This window comes from Rhodococcus sp. 14-2483-1-2, assembly GCF_002259405.1.
Lineage (GTDB): Bacteria > Actinomycetota > Actinomycetes > Mycobacteriales > Mycobacteriaceae > Rhodococcoides.
In genome coordinates this window covers 528,486-545,414 of the sequence record NZ_NPFW01000022.1, presented here as the reverse complement: position 1 = coordinate 545,414, position 16,929 = coordinate 528,486, and the positions used below count along the sequence as shown (strand labels likewise).

Annotated in this window: 20 protein-coding genes; 12 read left to right on the top strand and 8 right to left on the bottom strand. The window is 64.4% G+C overall.

Going from position 1 to position 16,929, the window contains the following annotated elements; all coding sequences use genetic code 11:
- Window positions 1–36 precede the first annotated feature (36 nt).
- Window positions 37–321 carry a YciI family protein gene (locus CH295_RS23545; protein WP_094634276.1) on the bottom strand — a complete coding sequence of 95 codons (285 nt, stop codon included), beginning with the start codon at window positions 319–321 and terminating at the stop codon, window positions 37–39.
- 41 nt (window positions 322–362) lie between these two features.
- Complete coding sequence (locus CH295_RS23540) at window positions 363–950, bottom strand: amino-acid N-acetyltransferase (RefSeq protein WP_230596219.1); 588 nt, start codon at window positions 948–950, stop codon at window positions 363–365.
- A gap of 140 nt (window positions 951–1,090) precedes the next feature.
- Here CH295_RS23540 and pgsA point away from each other — a divergent pair, with 140 nt between their 5' ends.
- The 5 genes from pgsA to CH295_RS27935 all read left to right on the top strand — a co-directional run bounded on the left by pgsA (window position 1,091) and on the right by CH295_RS27935 (window position 4,516).
- Complete coding sequence (gene pgsA / locus CH295_RS23535; protein ID WP_373453571.1) at window positions 1,091–1,783, top strand: CDP-diacylglycerol--glycerol-3-phosphate 3-phosphatidyltransferase; 693 nt, start codon at window positions 1,091–1,093, stop codon at window positions 1,781–1,783.
- A 252-nt stretch (window positions 1,784–2,035) separates the two neighbouring features.
- Window positions 2,036–2,377: a helix-turn-helix domain-containing protein gene (locus tag CH295_RS23530; RefSeq protein WP_032397883.1), complete on the top strand. Its 342-nt coding sequence runs from the start codon at window positions 2,036–2,038 to the stop codon at window positions 2,375–2,377.
- A 144-nt stretch (window positions 2,378–2,521) separates the two neighbouring features.
- On the top strand, window positions 2,522–3,331 hold the full coding sequence (locus tag CH295_RS23525; protein WP_037189526.1) for a PspA/IM30 family protein: 810 nt from the start codon (window positions 2,522–2,524) through the stop codon (window positions 3,329–3,331).
- 112 nt (window positions 3,332–3,443) lie between these two features.
- Window positions 3,444–4,244, top strand: a complete 801-nt coding sequence (gene pspM / locus CH295_RS23520) for a phage shock envelope stress response protein PspM (RefSeq protein WP_212556202.1) — start codon at window positions 3,444–3,446, stop codon at window positions 4,242–4,244.
- A gap of 98 nt (window positions 4,245–4,342) precedes the next feature.
- A complete protein-coding gene (locus CH295_RS27935) occupies window positions 4,343–4,516 on the top strand; it encodes a hypothetical protein (RefSeq protein WP_037190120.1) in 174 nt (57 codons plus the stop codon).
- 14 nt (window positions 4,517–4,530) lie between these two features.
- On the opposite strand, the gene CH295_RS23510 is transcribed toward CH295_RS27935, so the two are convergent.
- Complete coding sequence (locus CH295_RS23510; protein WP_094742032.1) at window positions 4,531–5,427, bottom strand: diacylglycerol kinase; 897 nt, start codon at window positions 5,425–5,427, stop codon at window positions 4,531–4,533.
- A gap of 223 nt (window positions 5,428–5,650) precedes the next feature.
- On the opposite strand from CH295_RS23510, the gene CH295_RS23505 reads away from it, so the two are divergent.
- From CH295_RS23505 to CH295_RS23485, 5 genes are all read left to right on the top strand, one after another.
- The gene (locus tag CH295_RS23505) at window positions 5,651–6,289 is read left to right on the top strand and encodes a TetR/AcrR family transcriptional regulator (protein WP_230596218.1); all 639 of its coding nucleotides are present in this window, start codon (window positions 5,651–5,653) and stop codon (window positions 6,287–6,289) included.
- A 68-nt stretch (window positions 6,290–6,357) separates the two neighbouring features.
- Window positions 6,358–7,530: a glycosyltransferase gene (locus tag CH295_RS23500; RefSeq protein ID WP_141217074.1), complete on the top strand. Its 1,173-nt coding sequence runs from the start codon at window positions 6,358–6,360 to the stop codon at window positions 7,528–7,530.
- 10 nt (window positions 7,531–7,540) lie between these two features.
- The gene (locus tag CH295_RS23495) at window positions 7,541–7,732 is read left to right on the top strand and encodes a DUF3046 domain-containing protein (RefSeq protein ID WP_094742031.1); all 192 of its coding nucleotides are present in this window, start codon (window positions 7,541–7,543) and stop codon (window positions 7,730–7,732) included.
- 195 nt (window positions 7,733–7,927) lie between these two features.
- The gene (gene recA, locus CH295_RS23490; protein ID WP_037189523.1) at window positions 7,928–8,965 is read left to right on the top strand and encodes a recombinase RecA; all 1,038 of its coding nucleotides are present in this window, start codon (window positions 7,928–7,930) and stop codon (window positions 8,963–8,965) included.
- Between the two features lie 12 nt (window positions 8,966–8,977).
- Entirely contained in the window at window positions 8,978–9,529 is a 552-nt protein-coding gene (locus CH295_RS23485; RefSeq protein WP_037189522.1) for a regulatory protein RecX, read from the top strand.
- Window positions 9,530–9,635: 106 nt separating this feature from the next.
- Here CH295_RS23485 and CH295_RS23480 read toward each other — a convergent pair whose 3' ends face one another.
- The 4 genes from CH295_RS23480 to CH295_RS23465 all read right to left on the bottom strand — a co-directional run bounded on the left by CH295_RS23480 (window position 9,636) and on the right by CH295_RS23465 (window position 12,882).
- Complete coding sequence (locus CH295_RS23480; RefSeq protein WP_094742030.1) at window positions 9,636–10,508, bottom strand: amino acid ABC transporter permease; 873 nt, start codon at window positions 10,506–10,508, stop codon at window positions 9,636–9,638.
- Complete coding sequence (locus CH295_RS23475; RefSeq protein WP_094649903.1) at window positions 10,508–11,185, bottom strand: amino acid ABC transporter permease; 678 nt, start codon at window positions 11,183–11,185, stop codon at window positions 10,508–10,510. Before CH295_RS23475 ends, CH295_RS23480 begins: the two co-directional genes overlap by 1 nt.
- Window positions 11,186–11,270: 85 nt before the next feature.
- Entirely contained in the window at window positions 11,271–12,101 is an 831-nt protein-coding gene (locus CH295_RS23470) for a glutamate ABC transporter substrate-binding protein (protein WP_094742029.1), read from the bottom strand.
- A gap of 52 nt (window positions 12,102–12,153) precedes the next feature.
- Window positions 12,154–12,882 carry an amino acid ABC transporter ATP-binding protein gene (locus CH295_RS23465; protein WP_170944851.1) on the bottom strand — a complete coding sequence of 243 codons (729 nt, stop codon included), beginning with the start codon at window positions 12,880–12,882 and terminating at the stop codon, window positions 12,154–12,156.
- A 264-nt stretch (window positions 12,883–13,146) separates the two neighbouring features.
- Here CH295_RS23465 and miaB point away from each other — a divergent pair, with 264 nt between their 5' ends.
- Together miaB and CH295_RS23455 are read left to right on the top strand one after the other, a co-directional pair.
- The gene (gene miaB, locus CH295_RS23460; protein WP_094742205.1) at window positions 13,147–14,682 is read left to right on the top strand and encodes a tRNA (N6-isopentenyl adenosine(37)-C2)-methylthiotransferase MiaB; all 1,536 of its coding nucleotides are present in this window, start codon (window positions 13,147–13,149) and stop codon (window positions 14,680–14,682) included.
- Window positions 14,679–15,266 carry an Rv2732c family membrane protein gene (locus CH295_RS23455; protein WP_037190114.1) on the top strand — a complete coding sequence of 196 codons (588 nt, stop codon included), beginning with the start codon at window positions 14,679–14,681 and terminating at the stop codon, window positions 15,264–15,266. The genes miaB and CH295_RS23455 overlap by 4 nt, the downstream gene beginning before the upstream one ends.
- 73 nt (window positions 15,267–15,339) lie before the next feature.
- Here CH295_RS23455 and CH295_RS23450 read toward each other — a convergent pair whose 3' ends face one another.
- Window positions 15,340–16,827 carry a DUF349 domain-containing protein gene (locus CH295_RS23450; RefSeq protein ID WP_252342153.1) on the bottom strand — a complete coding sequence of 496 codons (1,488 nt, stop codon included), beginning with the start codon at window positions 16,825–16,827 and terminating at the stop codon, window positions 15,340–15,342.
- Between the last annotated feature and the right edge of the window lie 102 nt (window positions 16,828–16,929).

Here is a 16,929-nt window from a genome sequence, read left to right as displayed (position 1 = left end):
AGTGGTCCATTCACCCGAACCGGGTGATCGGAAAGATCAGGACGTGAAGGTGCCCATGACGGGCGTCCACTCGTGGAACGTCGCCGACTCGATCAGGTTCTCCACCGCGAACGGGTCCTGTGCGAACAGCGTTTCGACGGTGGCGGCATCCGGGCCGTCCACCAGCAGCAGCGCCCCGCTGCCGTCGGCGTACGGTCCGCTCGACACCAGGGTCTTCTGCTCGAGCAGATCGGCCAGCCAGGCGCGGTGGGCTGCGCGATGGGTGTCGCGTCCGTCCGTGGTGGCGGGTGAGTAGGTGTAGCTGACGGCGATCAGGGGCATGGAGCTCTCTTCCGGATTCGAGGGGTGATCCAAGAATTCTGTCAGAGCGACAGCAGCATCCGCGTGTTGCCCAGAGTGTTCGGTTTGACGTAACTCAGGTCGAGGAACTCCGCCACGCCGGTGTCGTACGAACGGCACATCTCCGCGTAGACCTCGGCCGTCACGGGGGTTCCGTCGATCTCGGCAAACCCGTGTCGGGAGAAGAAGTCCACCTCGAACGTCAGCACGAACACCTTCTGCAGCGCCAGATCACGAGCGACCTCGATCAGTTTGGCGACGATCAGGTGGCCTGCACCGTGCCCCTTCGCGGCCGGATCGACCGCGACCGTGCGAACCTCGCCGAGATCGGCCCACAGCACGTGCAACGCACCGCAGCCGATGATTTCGCCGTCACGCTCGGCGATCCAGAATTCCTGCACCGCCTCGTACAGGGTGACGAGATTCTTCTCGAGCAGAATGCGTCCGGCGTAGATGTCGATCAAACGCTTGATCTCGGGGATGTCGGAGGTCCTGGCGCGACGCACGACGAGGGTGCCGTCGCCGGCGGAGCCACGGTCCGCGATGTCGGAATGCACGTCGGATTCGGGGTCTGCGATGTCGCGACTCGCCCGATTCGGCCCAGAAGTCATGGGGTGAACAGTAGTCAGTACCTCAACCGATAAACTTTTCGTGTGTCGCTTCGTGAGCTGTGTCCCCGTCTCGGCGGATCGGTGCTGCGCAAAAGCCGACACACCGACCGGTACGTCTTCGACGGTTCGCGGGTGTGCCGATGAGTGGGCCGGTTGCGCCTGGTCACGGCGTTCCATCCAGTGGTGAGATCCCGAACGATCGGGCCTCCGGCACAGGGGAGACTCCGCGCAAGTCGGGGCTGCCCCACGGCAACGCCGTCTCCGGTGGACCGGACGAAGTGCCGTTGCTCAACATCGCGAACGTTCTCACGGTGCTCCGAATCGCATTGGTTCCGGTTTTTCTCGCAGCGCTGTTCGTCGGCGACGGCCAGGACACGTCGTGGCGACTGGCGGCAACCGCGATCTTCGCCGCTGCTGCCATCACCGACCGGATCGACGGTCAGTTGGCCCGCAAGTACGGTCTCGTCACCGATTTCGGGAAGATGGCCGACCCCATCGCGGACAAGGCGCTGATCGGTGCCGCGCTCGTCGGACTGTCGATGTTGGGCGATCTGTCTTGGTGGGTGACGGTGATCATCGGGGTGCGGGAGATCGGTATCACCGCCGTGCGGTTCGCCGTCATCCGGCACGGCGTCATCCCCGCAGGCCGCGGCGGCAAGGTGAAGACTCTGGTGCAGACGTTCGCGATAGGGGTGTACCTGTGCCCGCTGCCGAGCGTCGTGGACCCGGTGGCGGTTGCGTTGATGGCGCTGGCGGTACTGCTCACGGTGTACACCGGCCTGGACTACGTGGTGCAGGCCGTTCGCCTGCGCCGAGGCGTGACCTCGACGTGAATCGTCCCGACGTGACCTCGACAGCGGCCATGTCGAACGGGAGCGAGCAGGCCGACGATTCGGCGAGATACAGTCTTGGCAGCCGTGTCGGAGCAACTTCGGCGCGTGTTGGAGTGAACGGGCATATAGGGTCGGGAACCAATCGGACCGGCTGGGACGTTGAACATCGTGACGGCTCCGGACGAACGAGATATGAACGTTGTCGTCTCGACGGCACAGACGTCGGCACGAACACCAACGAGGAGGAGCGAGATGGCGCTGCTATTGCGTGAAGCACTCGGCGACAGTTTGCGGCGTACTCGCGTCGCACAGAGCCGAACCCTGCGTGAAGTCTCGAACACCGCACGCGTCAGCCTCGGATACCTCTCCGAGGTGGAACGCGGTCGCAAGGAGGCGTCGAGCGAACTCCTCGCCGCGATCTGCGACGCCCTCGCCGTCCCGCTCTCGGACGTCATGAGCGATGTCAGTGTGACACTGTCCGACGCCTCCACCGCCGCCGCGCGGCTCGACGAGGCGGCGGTCGCCACCCGCATCGACGGCGATACTCGCGTCGTGATTCCGGCACCTGCTGCCAGAGCTCTCGCCGCCGCCTAAGATCGGAAAAGTACTCAGTTTCCACTCCTGACCCAGACCACGCACCCGACTTTCACAGCACGGACAGGTTCATTTCGGTCACTGCGAGAGCAGCCGACCCGTACGCGGCCACCGCGGCGCAACAGATGGAGGCAGGACCACCCCATGGCTAATCCTTTCGTCAAAGCCTGGAAGTACATGATGGCGCTCTTCAATTCCAAGATCGACGAGAAGGCCGACCCCAAAGTTCAGATCCAGCAGGCGATCGAAGACGCGCAGCGGCAGCATCAGGCGCTGTCCCAGCAGGCCGCGTCCGTCATCGGTAATCAGCGCCAGCTCGAGATGAAGCTCAGCCGGCAGCTGGACGAGGTCGAGAAGCTCAACGCCAACGCACGGCAGGCGGTGACGCTGGCCGATCAGGCCGCCACCGCGGGCGACATCGAGAAGGCCACGCAGTACACGAACGCAGCCGAGGCCTTCGCCGCGCAGTTGGTGACCGCCGAGCAGAGCGTCGAGGACCTGAAGGTCCTGCACGACCAGTCTCTTCAGGCGGCCACTCAGGCCAAGAAGGCCGTCGAGCAGAACGCCATGGCTCTGCAGTCGAAGGTCGCAGAACGCACCAAGCTGCTCAGCCAGCTCGAGCAGGCGAAGATGCAGGAGAAGGTCAGCGAGTCCCTGCGGTCGATGGACAGCACCCTGTCCGCGCCCGGAAACACCCCGAGCCTCGACGCCGTACGCGACAAGATCGAGCGTCGCTACGCCGATGCCCTTGGATCGGCGGAGCTGGCTCAGAACTCGGTCTCCGGTCGCATGATGGAGGTCCAGCAGGCATCCGTGCAGATGGCAGGCCACAGCCGCTTGGAGCAGATCCGCGCTTCGATGGCAGGCGACTCGCTGCCGTCCGGCAACGCCGCGGCGAAGCCCTCGATTGCCAAGTCCCCGGACGCGACGCCCGAGCCTCCGGCTCAGGCGTAGATCGACCTGACGAACAGCTCGGTCGTCCGACAAGAGCGTCGACATGGGTAGAAGAGAACACGAATCCGGCCGGTCGCGTAAGCGGCCGGCCGCTTCGCTCGATCGAGAGGCCGTGACCTCAGCCGTCACCGAGTCCGGCGCGGTGGTGAGGTCTCTGGCGGAATCCGCTCGTAGTGTCGGTACCTCGATTCTCGACGCCGCCGGACGTCGAAGAGACCCGCGCGTCAAGCATCTGAAGAAGATTCGCCGCGCCAGACGACGCGGAATCAGGTTCGGTGCCGCGTCCACGACGACCGCGGTGGGAACTGCGGGGATGGCCGTGCTGTCGGCCCCGGAGTGGACTTTGTTCGTGGGCGGCGGTAGCGCTGCCCTGATGGCCGTACCTGCGGCATTCGCGGTGACGCGGTTGCGGCATCTTCGAGCCCAACCGGTCCCCGTTGGCCTACCGACCAAGCGTGTGTCGCCGCAGCGCGGATCCGTCGCGTACGAGTCGATGACTCGACTGGCCGGTGCCGAGCAGAGTCTGTTCGAGTTGTTGGGGATCCTGGCGAGGTCCGAGACGATCGGTGCCGACGACGTCGAGGAGATGATCGGTGTGACGTCCGATGCAGCCCGCGGTCTCGAAGGAGTGGCCGTGGACATCGCCGCTCTGGAACGTGCGGGGGCAGCGAGCGCTGTGACCCGCGAGCATCTGCGCGGCGGAATAGCCTCGGCTGCAGCCGAACTCGCTACCGGGGTCGATCAGTACGAGCAGCTCGTCGCTGCGGCCGCGCGGATGACCGGACCGGCCGGATCGGTGTCGGCGACGGTCGTGGAATCGCATCGACGCGAGCTGCTGTCGGCGACGGATCGATTGCAGGGATGGGCCGAGGCGCTCACCGAGATCGACGCTATCCGGGCCCGACACCGCTGAGACAATTCAGGGTTCACCCCGATGTGCTCGTCGCGCTCGGGTGCCAGTATCGAAGTACGCGATACGACACGGTGCGCGGCGACACGGTAGGAGCACTCATGTTCTGGAAAGTACTGGGATTCATCGTTCTGATCTGGATTGCGCTTGCGCTTCTGGGCACCATCATCAAGGGTGTCTTCTGGCTCGTGGTTGCAGGCGCGATCGTGTTGGGGCTGGTGTGGCTGTACAAGGCGATCTCCTCGAACGACGACCGTTCGTCGCTGAAGTTCTGACCCAGCGGTCAGGTTCACCCTCGAGGTGCAGAACCCCGATCGACGAACACTCGAAGTGCCCGCGGTGCGCAGCGAGCGGTGACAGGTAGTTCCGCGACGCGCTCACCGTCCGCGTAGGCGATGATTCCGTCGCACCGCAGGGTGACCTGCGTCGAGGTGTATGTATCGACCTCGGGCAGGTCGATGTGTGTTCCCCGATAGAGAGTCGGCGACAGAGTGAGCAGTCGCGTCCGACTCACCCCGCGAACGACGGTGACATCGAGCAGACCGTCGTCCACCCGCGCGGCAGGGCACACGACCATGCCGCCTCCGTAACTCCTGCCGTTTCCGACCGCCACCAAGGTGGCGTCCAGACGAAGCTCGGCATCGTCCAGTTCGATGACGTACGGGAGCTTTCGGAGTGACGCCAGCTGCAGCATCATGGCCGCGTTGTACCGGAGAGGTCCACGCGGCCAGCGCAGTCGCATGGCCCTCTCGGTGACCAGCGAGTCGAAACCACTGGAGAGGACGGTGGCGAACCAGCGCTCGCCTGTTCGTCCGAGATCGATTGCGCGCGTGACATTGTCGGCAACGATGTCGGCTGCGCGAGCAGGATCGTCGAGAGGCAGTCCCAGGGTTCGTGCCAGATCGTTGCCGGTGCCGGCCGGGATCAGGCCCATCGGGACATCGGTGTCGGCGAGCACTTGAACGACGAGATTGACGAGCCCGTCGCCGCCGACCGCGACCACGGCCTCCGTACCGCTGCCGACGGCCTTCTCCAGCAATGTCAACGCGTCCCCGGGGGTGCGGCCCTCGATGGTCGTCACGTGCAGTTCCCGCTCCCGCAGTCGCGCCACGGCGCTCCGTCCGGCATGCCCTGCCCGCCCACCGCCGGCCATCGGATTGGTCAACACCGTCACCGATCGGGTCATGGCCGCACCGATTCGTCTGTCACATCGATCAGCTTGCCAGGGTTGACGATTGCCGTGGTGGTGACCGAGGCGATTGGTGGCCGAATGCCTCCGGCATGCATCGCGCATGCGTGATATCGGTGACTTTCGGGCCGAATGTGCGTGTAACCGTGAGGTACTGTAACGAAAGAGACTGTTGTCGCTTGAAGTTCAGTACTTTTGTCCGAATTGCGAAGGGTGGCACGTGATCGAGCAGCCGGTGTCGAGTCTTGCCTCGTCCGAGCCCCCCCAATCGTCTTCCCGAACCGATGCTCCCGAGAAATCGGTCGAAGACACCGTTCTCGACGCGGCCAAGTCCTGCATCCTCGAACACGGAGTGAAGCGCACGACCTTGGCAGAGATCGCGCGTCGCGCCAAGGTCAGCAGGCCCACCGTGTACCGGAGATGGGCCGATACACGAGCAGTGGTGTCGAGCCTGCTCACTCGTGAGATCGGTGCCCTGATCCCGAGTTTCGACGCCACCGCGTCGGCTCGCGATCAGCTCGTGACTGCCGTCGGTGAAGTAGCGGACCGCATTCGGCTCCATCCGCTGTTCGTCAAGATTCTGCGTTCCGATTCCGACGTACTCGCCACCTACATTCTGCATCGACTCGGAACCAGTCAGGCGCTGATCATCGACGCACTGTCTTCCTTGGTCGTTGCCGGACAACGTGATTCCTCGATCCGTGCGGGGGATCCCACCACCCTGGCCACGCTGGTGCTCCTGATGGTGCAGTCCGCGGTGCAGTCCGCGGAGATGGTGTCCGAGCGCGTCTCCGGTAGCGAGGTGACCCGCCAGATGGCGTATGCAGTGGACAGTTACCTCCGGCCCGAGACTGCGTGAACGAGGCTGCGTCGACCTGATCTCGGCACCCGTCGAGCAGGACGGCTCGAGTGTGGCACGCTGGGTTCGTGCGAATAGCAGTGGTGGCCGGGCCCGATCCGGGGCATGCCTTTCCGGCAATCGCGCTGTCTCTGCTCTTCCGGGCGGCGGGCGACGAACCGATCCTGTTCACCGGTAGCCGGTGGGTACCCGACGCGCACGCCGCGGGGCTACGTGCGCTTCCTTTGGGTGGTCTTGCGCCGCGGCCGGAAGACGACGATCTCGATGCCGGACAACGTATCCACTCACGGGCGGCGTTCGTCTCGACCGAGTTGCTGCCCGACCTCGAGCGGGAGAACGTCGATCTCGTCGTGTCCGACATCCTGACCGCAGGGGGCGGCATGGCGGCCGAGCGGCTCGGTATCCCCTGGGTCGAGCTCTCGCCCCATCCACTGTATTCGCCCTCGAAAGGGTTGCCTCCCATCGGAAGTGGCCTGGCTCCGGGTACCGGTGTTCGTGGCAGGCTGCGCGATACCGTGATGCGTGCGTTGACGGCACGCTCGATTGCTCAGGGGCGAGCTCAGCGGTCCACAGCGCGGACGAGCATCGGACTGCCTGCCGAGGATCCGGGCCCGGCGGCTCGGCTCGTCGCCACGATCCCGGCGCTCGAGGTGCACCGCCCCGACTGGCCGAAGGACGCACACGTGGTCGGCCCTCTGCTGTGGGAACCGACGGACGACCTGCTCGATACTCCGGACGGCTCGTCACCGCTGGTGATGGTCGCGCCGTCGACAGCGTTCACCGGAGCGGAAGGAATGCTCGAGATGGCGCTGAAAGGGTTGGACGGCAGGGGAGTCCGGGTCGTTGCCTCCGTTCTCGACGGCGGCCCCGACGTACTCCCGAGCTGGGCGAACGCAGGTCTGGGCCGGCAGGACGAACTGCTGCGCCGTGCCGATGTGGTGGTGTGCGGCGGTGGTCACGGCATGCTGGCCAAGGCGCTCATTCACGGTGTTCCGGTGGTGACCGTGCCCGGCGGTGGTGATCAGTGGGAGCTGGCGAATCGGGCTGCCCGGCAGGGGAGTGCCGTCATCGTGCGGCCCCCGACGCCGACCTCGATCGCCGACGCGGTGGCCACCGTACTGTCCGATCCGCGCTTCTCCCGGGCGGCGGCGACGGCGTCGGACGGGGCGAAGTCCGTCGAGGATCCGGTGTCCGTCTGTCATCGGGTGCTCGCCCGCAGCACTCCAGGGCGCGGGCGTTAGGGTTGTCGTTGTGCGTATGACCGAATTTCGTGAACTGCTCACCGAGGAGTTCGGCTCCGTTCGAGGCAATTCCTTGCTGACCGATCATGTGCTGTCCGGGATCGGACGGACCGGGGCTCAGGCCATCGAGGAGGGCGTCGACCCGAGAGAAGTGTGGCGCTCGATCTGCTACGAGTTCGACGTTCCGAAAGAACGCTGGTAGCTCCGTAGGTCGGATCGAGTTCGATCGGCGTGTCGAACGTCGCGGTAGTTGACTCGAACACGTGTTCCCCTATGCTGGTGTCAACGGTTGCTGAGCGGTCCAGAGAAACTTCTTGTCGGTACCCCGTTCTAGCGTTACCGACGACAAAGCTGATCGACACGACACAGCTGAACGACACGACACAGGGAGCTCACGATGGCTGCATACGATCGCGACAAAGCGCTCGATCTCGCACTCGCGCAGATCGACAAGAACTTCGGCAAGGGTTCGGTGATGCGCCTCGGTGACGAAGTCCGCCAGCCCATCGCCGTCATCCCCACAGGATCGATCGCGCTCGATGTGGCACTCGGCATCGGAGGGTTGCCGCGTGGACGTGTCATCGAGGTCTACGGCCCGGAGTCCTCGGGTAAGACCACCGTTGCCTTGCACGCGGTGGCCAGTGCTCAGCGGGCAGGCGGCATCGCTGCCTTCATCGACGCGGAGCACGCACTGGATCCGGACTACGCGAAGAAGCTCGGTGTCGACACCGATGCACTGCTGGTTTCACAGCCCGATACCGGCGAGCAAGCCCTCGAAATTGCCGACATGCTGATCCGTTCGGGCGCACTCGATATCCTCGTGATCGACTCGGTGGCCGCACTCGTACCGCGCGCCGAGATCGAAGGCGAGATGGGCGACAGTCACGTGGGTCTGCAGGCTCGCCTGATGAGCCAGGCGCTGCGCAAGATCACCGGCGCGATGAGCAACTCCGGTACCACCGTGATCTTCATCAACCAGCTGCGCGAGAAGATCGGCGTCATGTTCGGCTCTCCCGAAACCACCACCGGTGGTAAGGCATTGAAGTTCTACGCCTCGGTTCGCCTCGACATCCGCCGCATCGAGACCCTGAAGGACGGAACCGATGCCATCGGTAACCGCACCCGTGTCAAGGTGGTCAAGAACAAGGTCGCGCCGCCGTTCAAGCAGGCCGAGTTCGACATCATCTACGGCAAGGGCATCAGCCGCGAAGGCTCGTTGATCGACATGGGCGTCGAGCACGGCTTCATCCGTAAGTCGGGTTCGTGGTTCACCTATGAGGGCGATCAGCTCGGCCAGGGCAAGGAGAACGCTCGCAAGTTCATGCTCGAGAACCCCGATGTGCGGGACGAGATCGAGAAGAAGATCATGGAGAAGCTGCAGATCGGCGCGGACGTCACCGCAGAGGATCCCGCAGCTGCTCCGGTCGACTTCTAGCCTGTCGTCGCTGTGCAGCAGCGAGACGAAGGCGGCGGCACCGAAGCGCAGGCGAAAGATGTCTGCCTTCGGTTGCTGACCGACCGAGCGCGTAGCAGGCACGAACTCGAAGCCAGCCTGGCCAAGAAGGGATTCACCACCGAGATCGCCAACGCCGTTCTCGACCGGCTCGAGAAGGCCAAATTGGTCGACGACGAGTCGTTCGCGCAGCAGTGGGTCCAATCTCGGCACAAGTACTCCGGCAAGGGAAAACGTGCACTGAGCATGGAGCTCCGCAACAAGGGAGTCAGCAACGAACTCGCAGTGCACGCACTCGATCTGATCGATGCCGACGACGAGCGCCACCGTGCAGGTGAACTGGTACGCAAGCGATTCCGCACGCTGCAGCTGCCGAACCCGAGTGGGCCGGATGCCCGCGCTGAGCGGGACAAGGTGGTCCGAAAACTGGTCGGTATGCTCGCGCGCCGTGGCTACTCGCAAGGAATGGCATTTGCGGTGGTCAAAGAAGAACTCGACCGCGCAGGTGCAGACACCGAAGACTTCGACGGCCCCGACACGATGTGATCGTCCACTTCGAGCCGGTGCCGTCGAGAAACAGTAAGGCCCGCAACACCATCGGTGTTGCGGGCCTTACTCGTCGAAGGCTTACTCAGTTGCCGCCGACGCGAGGTCAGGCTGCCTGACCACCGTCGAGAGCCGGCACAACAGCAGTCGCCCCCGCCTTGCGCTTACGAGAACGCAGGCGTCGCTCGACCACAGTTGCCAACTTGGTCAACGCAGAGTTGATGATGATCATGATCACGGCGACGATGATCAGCGACGGCAGGTAGTTGCTGTAGAACGCACCCACCTGTTGACCCGACCTCACCACTTCGACGTAACCGATCACGTAGCCCAACGCCGAGTCCTTCAGCGCGACCACCATCTGCGAGATGATCGCAGGCAACATCGCGGTGACGGCCTGGGGGAGCAGAACCAGCAACATGACCTGGCTCTTGCGCATTCCGAGAGCCGACGCTGCTTCCCGCTGACCCTTGGGCAACGAATTGACACCGGCACGCACGATCTCTGCGATGACGGAACCGTTGTACAGCGTCAGGCCCGTGACCACTGCAGCCAAGGCAAGGTACTTGACCTTGAAGACCTCGTAGTCGGCGTACACCGCGTACAGGAAGATCATCAGAATCAGCACGGGGACAGCGCGGAACAATTCGACGATCGCGCCGCTGACGATGCGTACCGCGCGGTGATCCGAGAGGCGGCCGATGCCGAGGACAGCACCGAGAATCAAAGCGAACACGATCGACAGCGCGGCCGCGACGAGAGTTCCCTGAATGCCGGGCAACAGATACGTTGTCCACGTGGTCGATTCGAGGAACGGATCCCACTTCTCCGCGGTCAACTGCCCTTTGGAATCGAGTGCCCGGTAGATCAGAAACGCGATTCCCAGTGAGACGACGGCAACGACCACGGTCAGAATGCGGTACCGCAGTACTGCTTTCGGCCCTGGAACGTCGTACAGAACTGCTACTGCATCACTCATCATGACACCGCCAATCGCTTGCTGATGTAGCCGAACAGCAACCCGGTCGGGAGCGTCAGGATCATGAAACCGAGCGCGAAGATGCCGCCGACCACGAAGATCGCGGCCTCGTTCTCGATCATGTTCTTCATCAGGAACGACGCCTCGGCGACGCCGATGACCGATGCGATGGTCGTGTTCTTGGTCAACGCGATCACGACGCTGCCGAGAGGTCCGACCACGGCTCGGAATGCCTGTGGGAGAACGACGATGGAGATGTTCTGGGTGAACGTCATGCCCAGCGATCGGCCCGCTTCGGCCTGACCGACCGGGACGGTGTTGATTCCCGACCGCAGAGATTCGGCGACGAACGATGCGGTGTAGATGCTCAGACCGAGGACTGCCAGACGAAAGTTGTTGTCGTCGAGGCCCGTCGGGGACGACTGAGATGCCAGAGAGACACCCATCGTCTGGAACAGGCCGAACGAGGTGAAGAGGATGACCAGGGTCAACGGGGTGTTACGAAAGATGGTGACGTACGTCGCGGCTATGCCACGTGCGATCGGGATGGGAGACACCCGCATCGCGGCAACGATCGTTCCGATGACCAGCGCGCCGACGAGGGAGGCCAACGTCAGGTAGATGGTCGAGAGGAACGCGTCGATCAATTGATCGCCGTACTTGCTCAATAGGTTCACGGTGCTTGTTGATCCTCACGGCTCGGCGAGATCGAACCGTCGTGTTCCGCGTGCACGCGCACGCGGAACACGACGACAGGGTCGATCAGTAGCGGTCGACGGTGGGCGGGGTCGGCAGCGGGTAGCCCGACGCGCCCACGGTGTCGTTGAACGCCTGCTCCCAGGCACCGCTCGAGACCATCTCTTCGATGGCGTCGTTGATCTTGTTGCGTCCGTCGGTGTCGTCCTTGTTCAGGCCGATGCCGTAGTTCTCGGTCGTGAACGGCTCGCCGACCACCTTGAACTGACCCGGAGACTGCGCGGCGTAGCCCGCGAGGATGATGTCATCCGTGGTGACGGCGTCGACAGTGCCGTTGCGCAGTGCTTCCACACAGGCGGAGTAGGTGTCGAACGGCTGGAGCTGCACACCCGGGTACTCGTCGGCGATGTTCTGGGCCGGGGTGGAGCCGGTGACGGAGCACAGACGCTTGCCCTCGAGCGAATCGGCACCGGTGATGTCGGTGTTGTCCTGGCTGACCAGCAGCGACTGGCCCGCTACGAAGTACGGTCCGGCGAAACCGACCTTTTCCTTGCGGGTGTCGGTGATCGAGTAGGTGGCGACGATGTAGTCGACCTCACCGTTTTCGATCAGCGTCTCGCGCTGAGCGGAGGGAGACTCCTTGAATTCGATGTTGGCCTCGTCGACACCGAGCTGACCGGCGACGTACTTGGCCACCTCGACGTCGAATCCGCTGAACGTGCCGTCCGGATTGCGGAGACCGAGGCCGGGCTGGTCGAATTTGATGCCGACGATGAGGTTGCCGGATTCGGCGCTGGTCGAGATGGTGCGTGCTTCCTCGCCGCCGCCGCAGGCAGTGGCGACGATGGAAAGAGCGGCGATGGCGACACCGAAGCGAAGCGGTCGGGTGATTCTCACAGTGGATGTCCTTCGGTTGAGTCGTGCGTACGGGGACGAGCGGTGAATCGGGTCAGTGGCCGAGGATCTTGCCCAGGAAGTCCTTGGCTCGCTCGGACTTGGGGGATTTGAAGAACGTCTCCGGATCGGTGTCCTCGACGACGGCTCCGTCGGCCATGAAGATGACGCGGTCGCCTGCCTTGCGGGCGAAGCCCATCTCGTGGGTGACGACGAGCATCGTCATGCCCTCCTTGGCGAGCGAGGTCATCACGTCGAGTACCTCGTTGACCATTTCGGGGTCGAGTGCCGAGGTGGGCTCGTCGAAGAGCATCACCTTGGGATTCATGGCGAGTGATCGCGCGATGGCGACACGCTGCTGCTGACCACCGGACAGCTGAGCGGGATACTTGTCTGCCTGGTTGGCGATGCCCACGCGCTCGAGGAGGGCCAGGGCGCTCTTCTCTGCCTCGTCCTTCTTCTGCTTGCGCACCTTCATCGGCGCGAGCATGACGTTCTGCAGAATGGTCTTGTGCGCGAACAGGTTGAACGACTGGAACACCATGCCCACGTCGGCACGCAGTGCGGCCAGGGCCTTGCCCTCGGCGGGGAGCAGGTCTCCGTCGACTTCGATGGCACCGGAGTCGATCGGCTCCAACCGGTTGATCGTCCGGCACAGGGTCGACTTGCCCGATCCGGAAGGACCAACGACGATGACGACCTGTCCGGCCGGCACTTCCAGGTTGATGTCCTTGAGGACGTGCAGATCACCGAAATGTTTGTCGACGGATTTGAGCGAGATCATCGAGGGTGCGCCCGGCGGGGGTGTCGATGCCGGCGCGTCGGTGGCGTGCGTCATAGATCGAAACCCTATGCGTAGTTTCCTCGCTGACCGGTGTTTTCGCCCGTCATCTTCGATTATGTAATGGAAACTTTACTGACGGTCTGCATCGGCCCTGGAGAGTCTCCGGTGGGGCTCTCGACCCCGGCGTGTCGGTCGGTGCGATGGACGTACCCTGGAGGGGTGCAAACGAGTGTTTATCCGACCGTGGACGTGACCGAGCACGGGGTGTCCGAGCCCGTACCGTTCACCGACGGGTCGGCGACGAGTCCCCGCAGCTACGAGGTGCGTACGCACGGTTGCCAGATGAACGTCCACGATTCGGAGCGGTTGTCCGGGTTGCTCGAGGAAGCCGGCTACGTTCCTGCGGACGCAGGGACCGACGCAGATCTGGTCGTGTTCAACACGTGCGCGGTGCGCGAGAACGCCGACAACAAGCTGTACGGCAACCTCGGTATGTTGCGGCCCGCGAAGACGCGGAACCCCAACATGCAGATCGCCGTGGGCGGTTGCCTGGCGCAGAAGGACCGCAACACCGTCGTCGAGAAGGCACCGTGGGTCGACGTCGTCTTCGGTACCCACAACATCGGGTCGCTGCCGGTACTGCTCGAGCGCGCCCGGCACAACGAACAGGCGCAGGTCGAGATTCTCGAATCCCTCGAGGCCTTCCCGTCCACCCTGCCCGCGAAACGAGAATCGACATACGCGGGTTGGGTGTCGATCTCGGTGGGCTGCAACAACACCTGCACGTTCTGTATCGTTCCGGCCCTGCGCGGCAAGGAGATCGACCGCAGGCCGGGCGACATCCTGGCCGAGGTACAGGCATTGGTGGATCAGGGCGTGCTCGAGGTGACGCTGCTCGGCCAGAACGTCAATGCATACGGTGCCTCGTTCGCCGATCCGGACATGCCCCGTGATCGCGGCGCGTTCGCCTCGCTGCTGACCGCATGCGGTTCGATCGAAGGTCTCGAGCGCGTGCGCTTCACGTCTCCGCACCCGGCCGAGTTCACCGACGACGTCATCGAGGCGATGGCGTCGACCCCGAACATCTGCCCCACCCTGCACATGCCGCTGCAGTCCGGATCGGACCGAATCCTGAAGGCGATGCGCAGGTCCTACCGGCAGAGCAAGTTCATGGGCATCATCGACAAGGTCCGCGAGGCCATGCCCCACGCGGCTGTCACCACCGACATCATCGTCGGTTTCCCGGGTGAGACAGAAGAGGACTTCCAGCAGACCCTTGATGTGGTGCGCCGGGCCGAGTTCGCCAACGCCTACACCTTCCAGTACTCCAAGCGTCCGGGCACCCCGGCCGCCGACATGCCCGACCAGGTACCCAAAGAGGTTGTGCAGGAACGGTATCTACGCCTGATCGCGTTGCAGGAAGAGATCGTTCTCGCTGCCAACCAGGCGCTGATCGGTACCGAGGTCGAACTGCTCGTCGCCACCGGTGAAGGCCGGAAGAACGCGGCAACGCATCGGATGAGCGGCCGAGCACGGGACGGTCGACTCGTACACTTCGCCGTCGACGCCGACAGGGCGAGCGGGATTCGCCCGGGTGACGTCGTCACGACCACGCTGACGGCCGCCGCTCCGTACCACCTCATCGCCGATGCCGGCGTGCTCACCCACCGCCGTACGGCAGCTGGAGACGCCCACGAACGCGGAGTGATGCCCAAGACGGCACCGATCGGCGTCGGCCTCGGACTTCCCTCGATCGGCGCACCGGCGCCGCCACCGGTAGAGACAGGATGCACCGCATGACCAACACAGACGGACCCGATCGCGTCGTACCCTCTCGATCCGCAGAGGAACTCGGACGAACGGAAAGAGCGGTGATGACCGAGCTGGACCCGGGAGCCCGGGCCATGGTAGTGGCCGGGCTGGTGCTGGTCCTGCTGGTCACGTTCGCGTTGCCGCACACCGGATCGGCCAGCGGGTTCGACGTGCTCACGGGCAGCGATGCCGCAGTTGCAGAATCCATCGCGCTGCCGTCGCGCGTCTTCGTGATGCTGGTGCTGACGTTCGGCGTGGTGATGTCGGTGCTCGCGCTCGTCACCCGTATATGGGCGCTGGCCTGGGCCGCCCTCGCTGGGTGTGCGGTGTCGTCGGTGTACGGAATGTTCTCGATCTGGACGCGGCAGACCGTGCCGGACAACCTGCAGGGTGCCGGACCGGGGATCGGCCTGATCATCGCGTGGATCGCCGTCATCGCACTGACGTTCCACTGGCTCAAGGCCGTGTGGAACAAGACGAACGCCCAGCTCGCCGCTCAGGAGCAGCGGCGCATCGCCGCAGCGTCGGGTGAGCAGAAGTTGCGACTGTGGGACGGCCACTCGGCCCCGTAGGCCCGAACGGCCGCCCCCGGCCAGGAGTGGAGTCAGCGAAACGACTCCGGCCGAATCGAGCGCGACCGGCGAATCACAACTCGTCGACGGCGCTCTCGGCTGCGTCGGCCCACTCGCGCCACTGCTGCGCCTGTGCAAGCGCACGCTCGGCGTCCTTGGTCTTGCCTGCTGCAGTCGCCTTCGCGGCCTGATCCTCGAACTGAGCCACCCGCTCGCGGAACTGCGCGGCGCGGGCGACGGCCTCCGGGTCGGAACGACGCCACTGCGACTCGACCGCGTCGTGGACGGACTTCTCGATCGCCCTCAGCTTGCCTTCGAGTTCCTGCATCTTCTCGCGCGGAACCTTGCCGATGGCATCCCACTTGTCCTGCAGGTCGCGCAGTGCCGAACGAGCAGCATCGAGGTCCTTGCTCGGATCGATGTGAGTCTTGGCCAGCAGGGCTTCCTTGGCCTCGGCGTTGGACTCGAACTCGGCGTCCCGCTCGGACGCCGCAGCGTTGCGGGCAGCGAAGAACACGTCCTGCGCGGCCTTGAAGTTCTTCCACAGTGCGTCGTCGGCATCGCGTGGGGCACGACCGGATGCCTTCCATTCCACCAGTAGATCGCGGAACGCGGCTGCGGTGGGACCCCAATCCGTGGACGACGACAAGGCCTTGGCCCGCTCGACCAGTTCTTCCTTGCGGGTCTTGGCCGCACCGCGCTCACGATCGAGATCGGCGAAGTGTGCGCCGCGGCGACGGTTGAAGTTCTCCCGTGCCTTGGAGTAGCGCTTCCACAGAGCGTCGTCGATCTTACGGTCGACCCCGCGGATCGTCTTCCACTCGTCGAGGATTTCACGTAGTCGATCTCCCGCGTGCTTCCACTGGGTCGATTCGCTGCCGATCTGCTCGGCTTCGACTGCAAGTGCTTCCTTGCGTGCAGTGTGCTCGGCGCGTTCGAGCTCCTTCTCGTGCTTGGCCACCGCTGCTGCAGCATCCGAATGCTCGACGACCGCGTCGAGTCGCCTGGCGAGCAGATCGAGGTCGCCGATCACCGCCGCAGTGGGCAGGCTCTCCAGGAGTGCGGACGCTGCGGCCTTGGTCTTCTTGGCATCGCCCGTACCGGAGGTCAATCGGGCTTCGAGCAGACCGACCTCGGTGGCCAGATCGTCGTAGCGCCGACCGAAATGCGCGAGTCCTTCCGCTGCGTCTCCGGCCTGCCAGGACCCGATCTGCCGTTCGCCGTCGGAGGTGGTCACCCACGCGGTGCCGTCGTCGTCGACTCGGCCGAACTTGCTGGGATCACTCGCCGGGGCGACCGTCGGGATCGCGGTGGGGACGTGGGAGGGGGTCGGGTGAGGTTTGGCACCGGCCGAACCACCGGGACGCGGAGCGCCTGCACCAGGGCCGCCGGGCTTGGGTCCACCACCTGGCTTCGGTCCACCGCCCGGCTTGGGTCCACCTCCGGGCCTTGGTCCGCCGTGGCTCACCGCATCGGGCGCGGTGGCACCGGGGTTCTGGGCGGGTGCGTCCGAGGGTGCAGCCTCGGGGGTGGTGGGGGTGCCGGCGTTCGGGTCGGTCATTGTTCCTCATCTCTGCCGCGCGTCACGGCTGCCTCAATCGCGATCTGGACACCATTGAACTAGGTGACGACCGATCGGACCATTGAAACAGCTCAGACGACT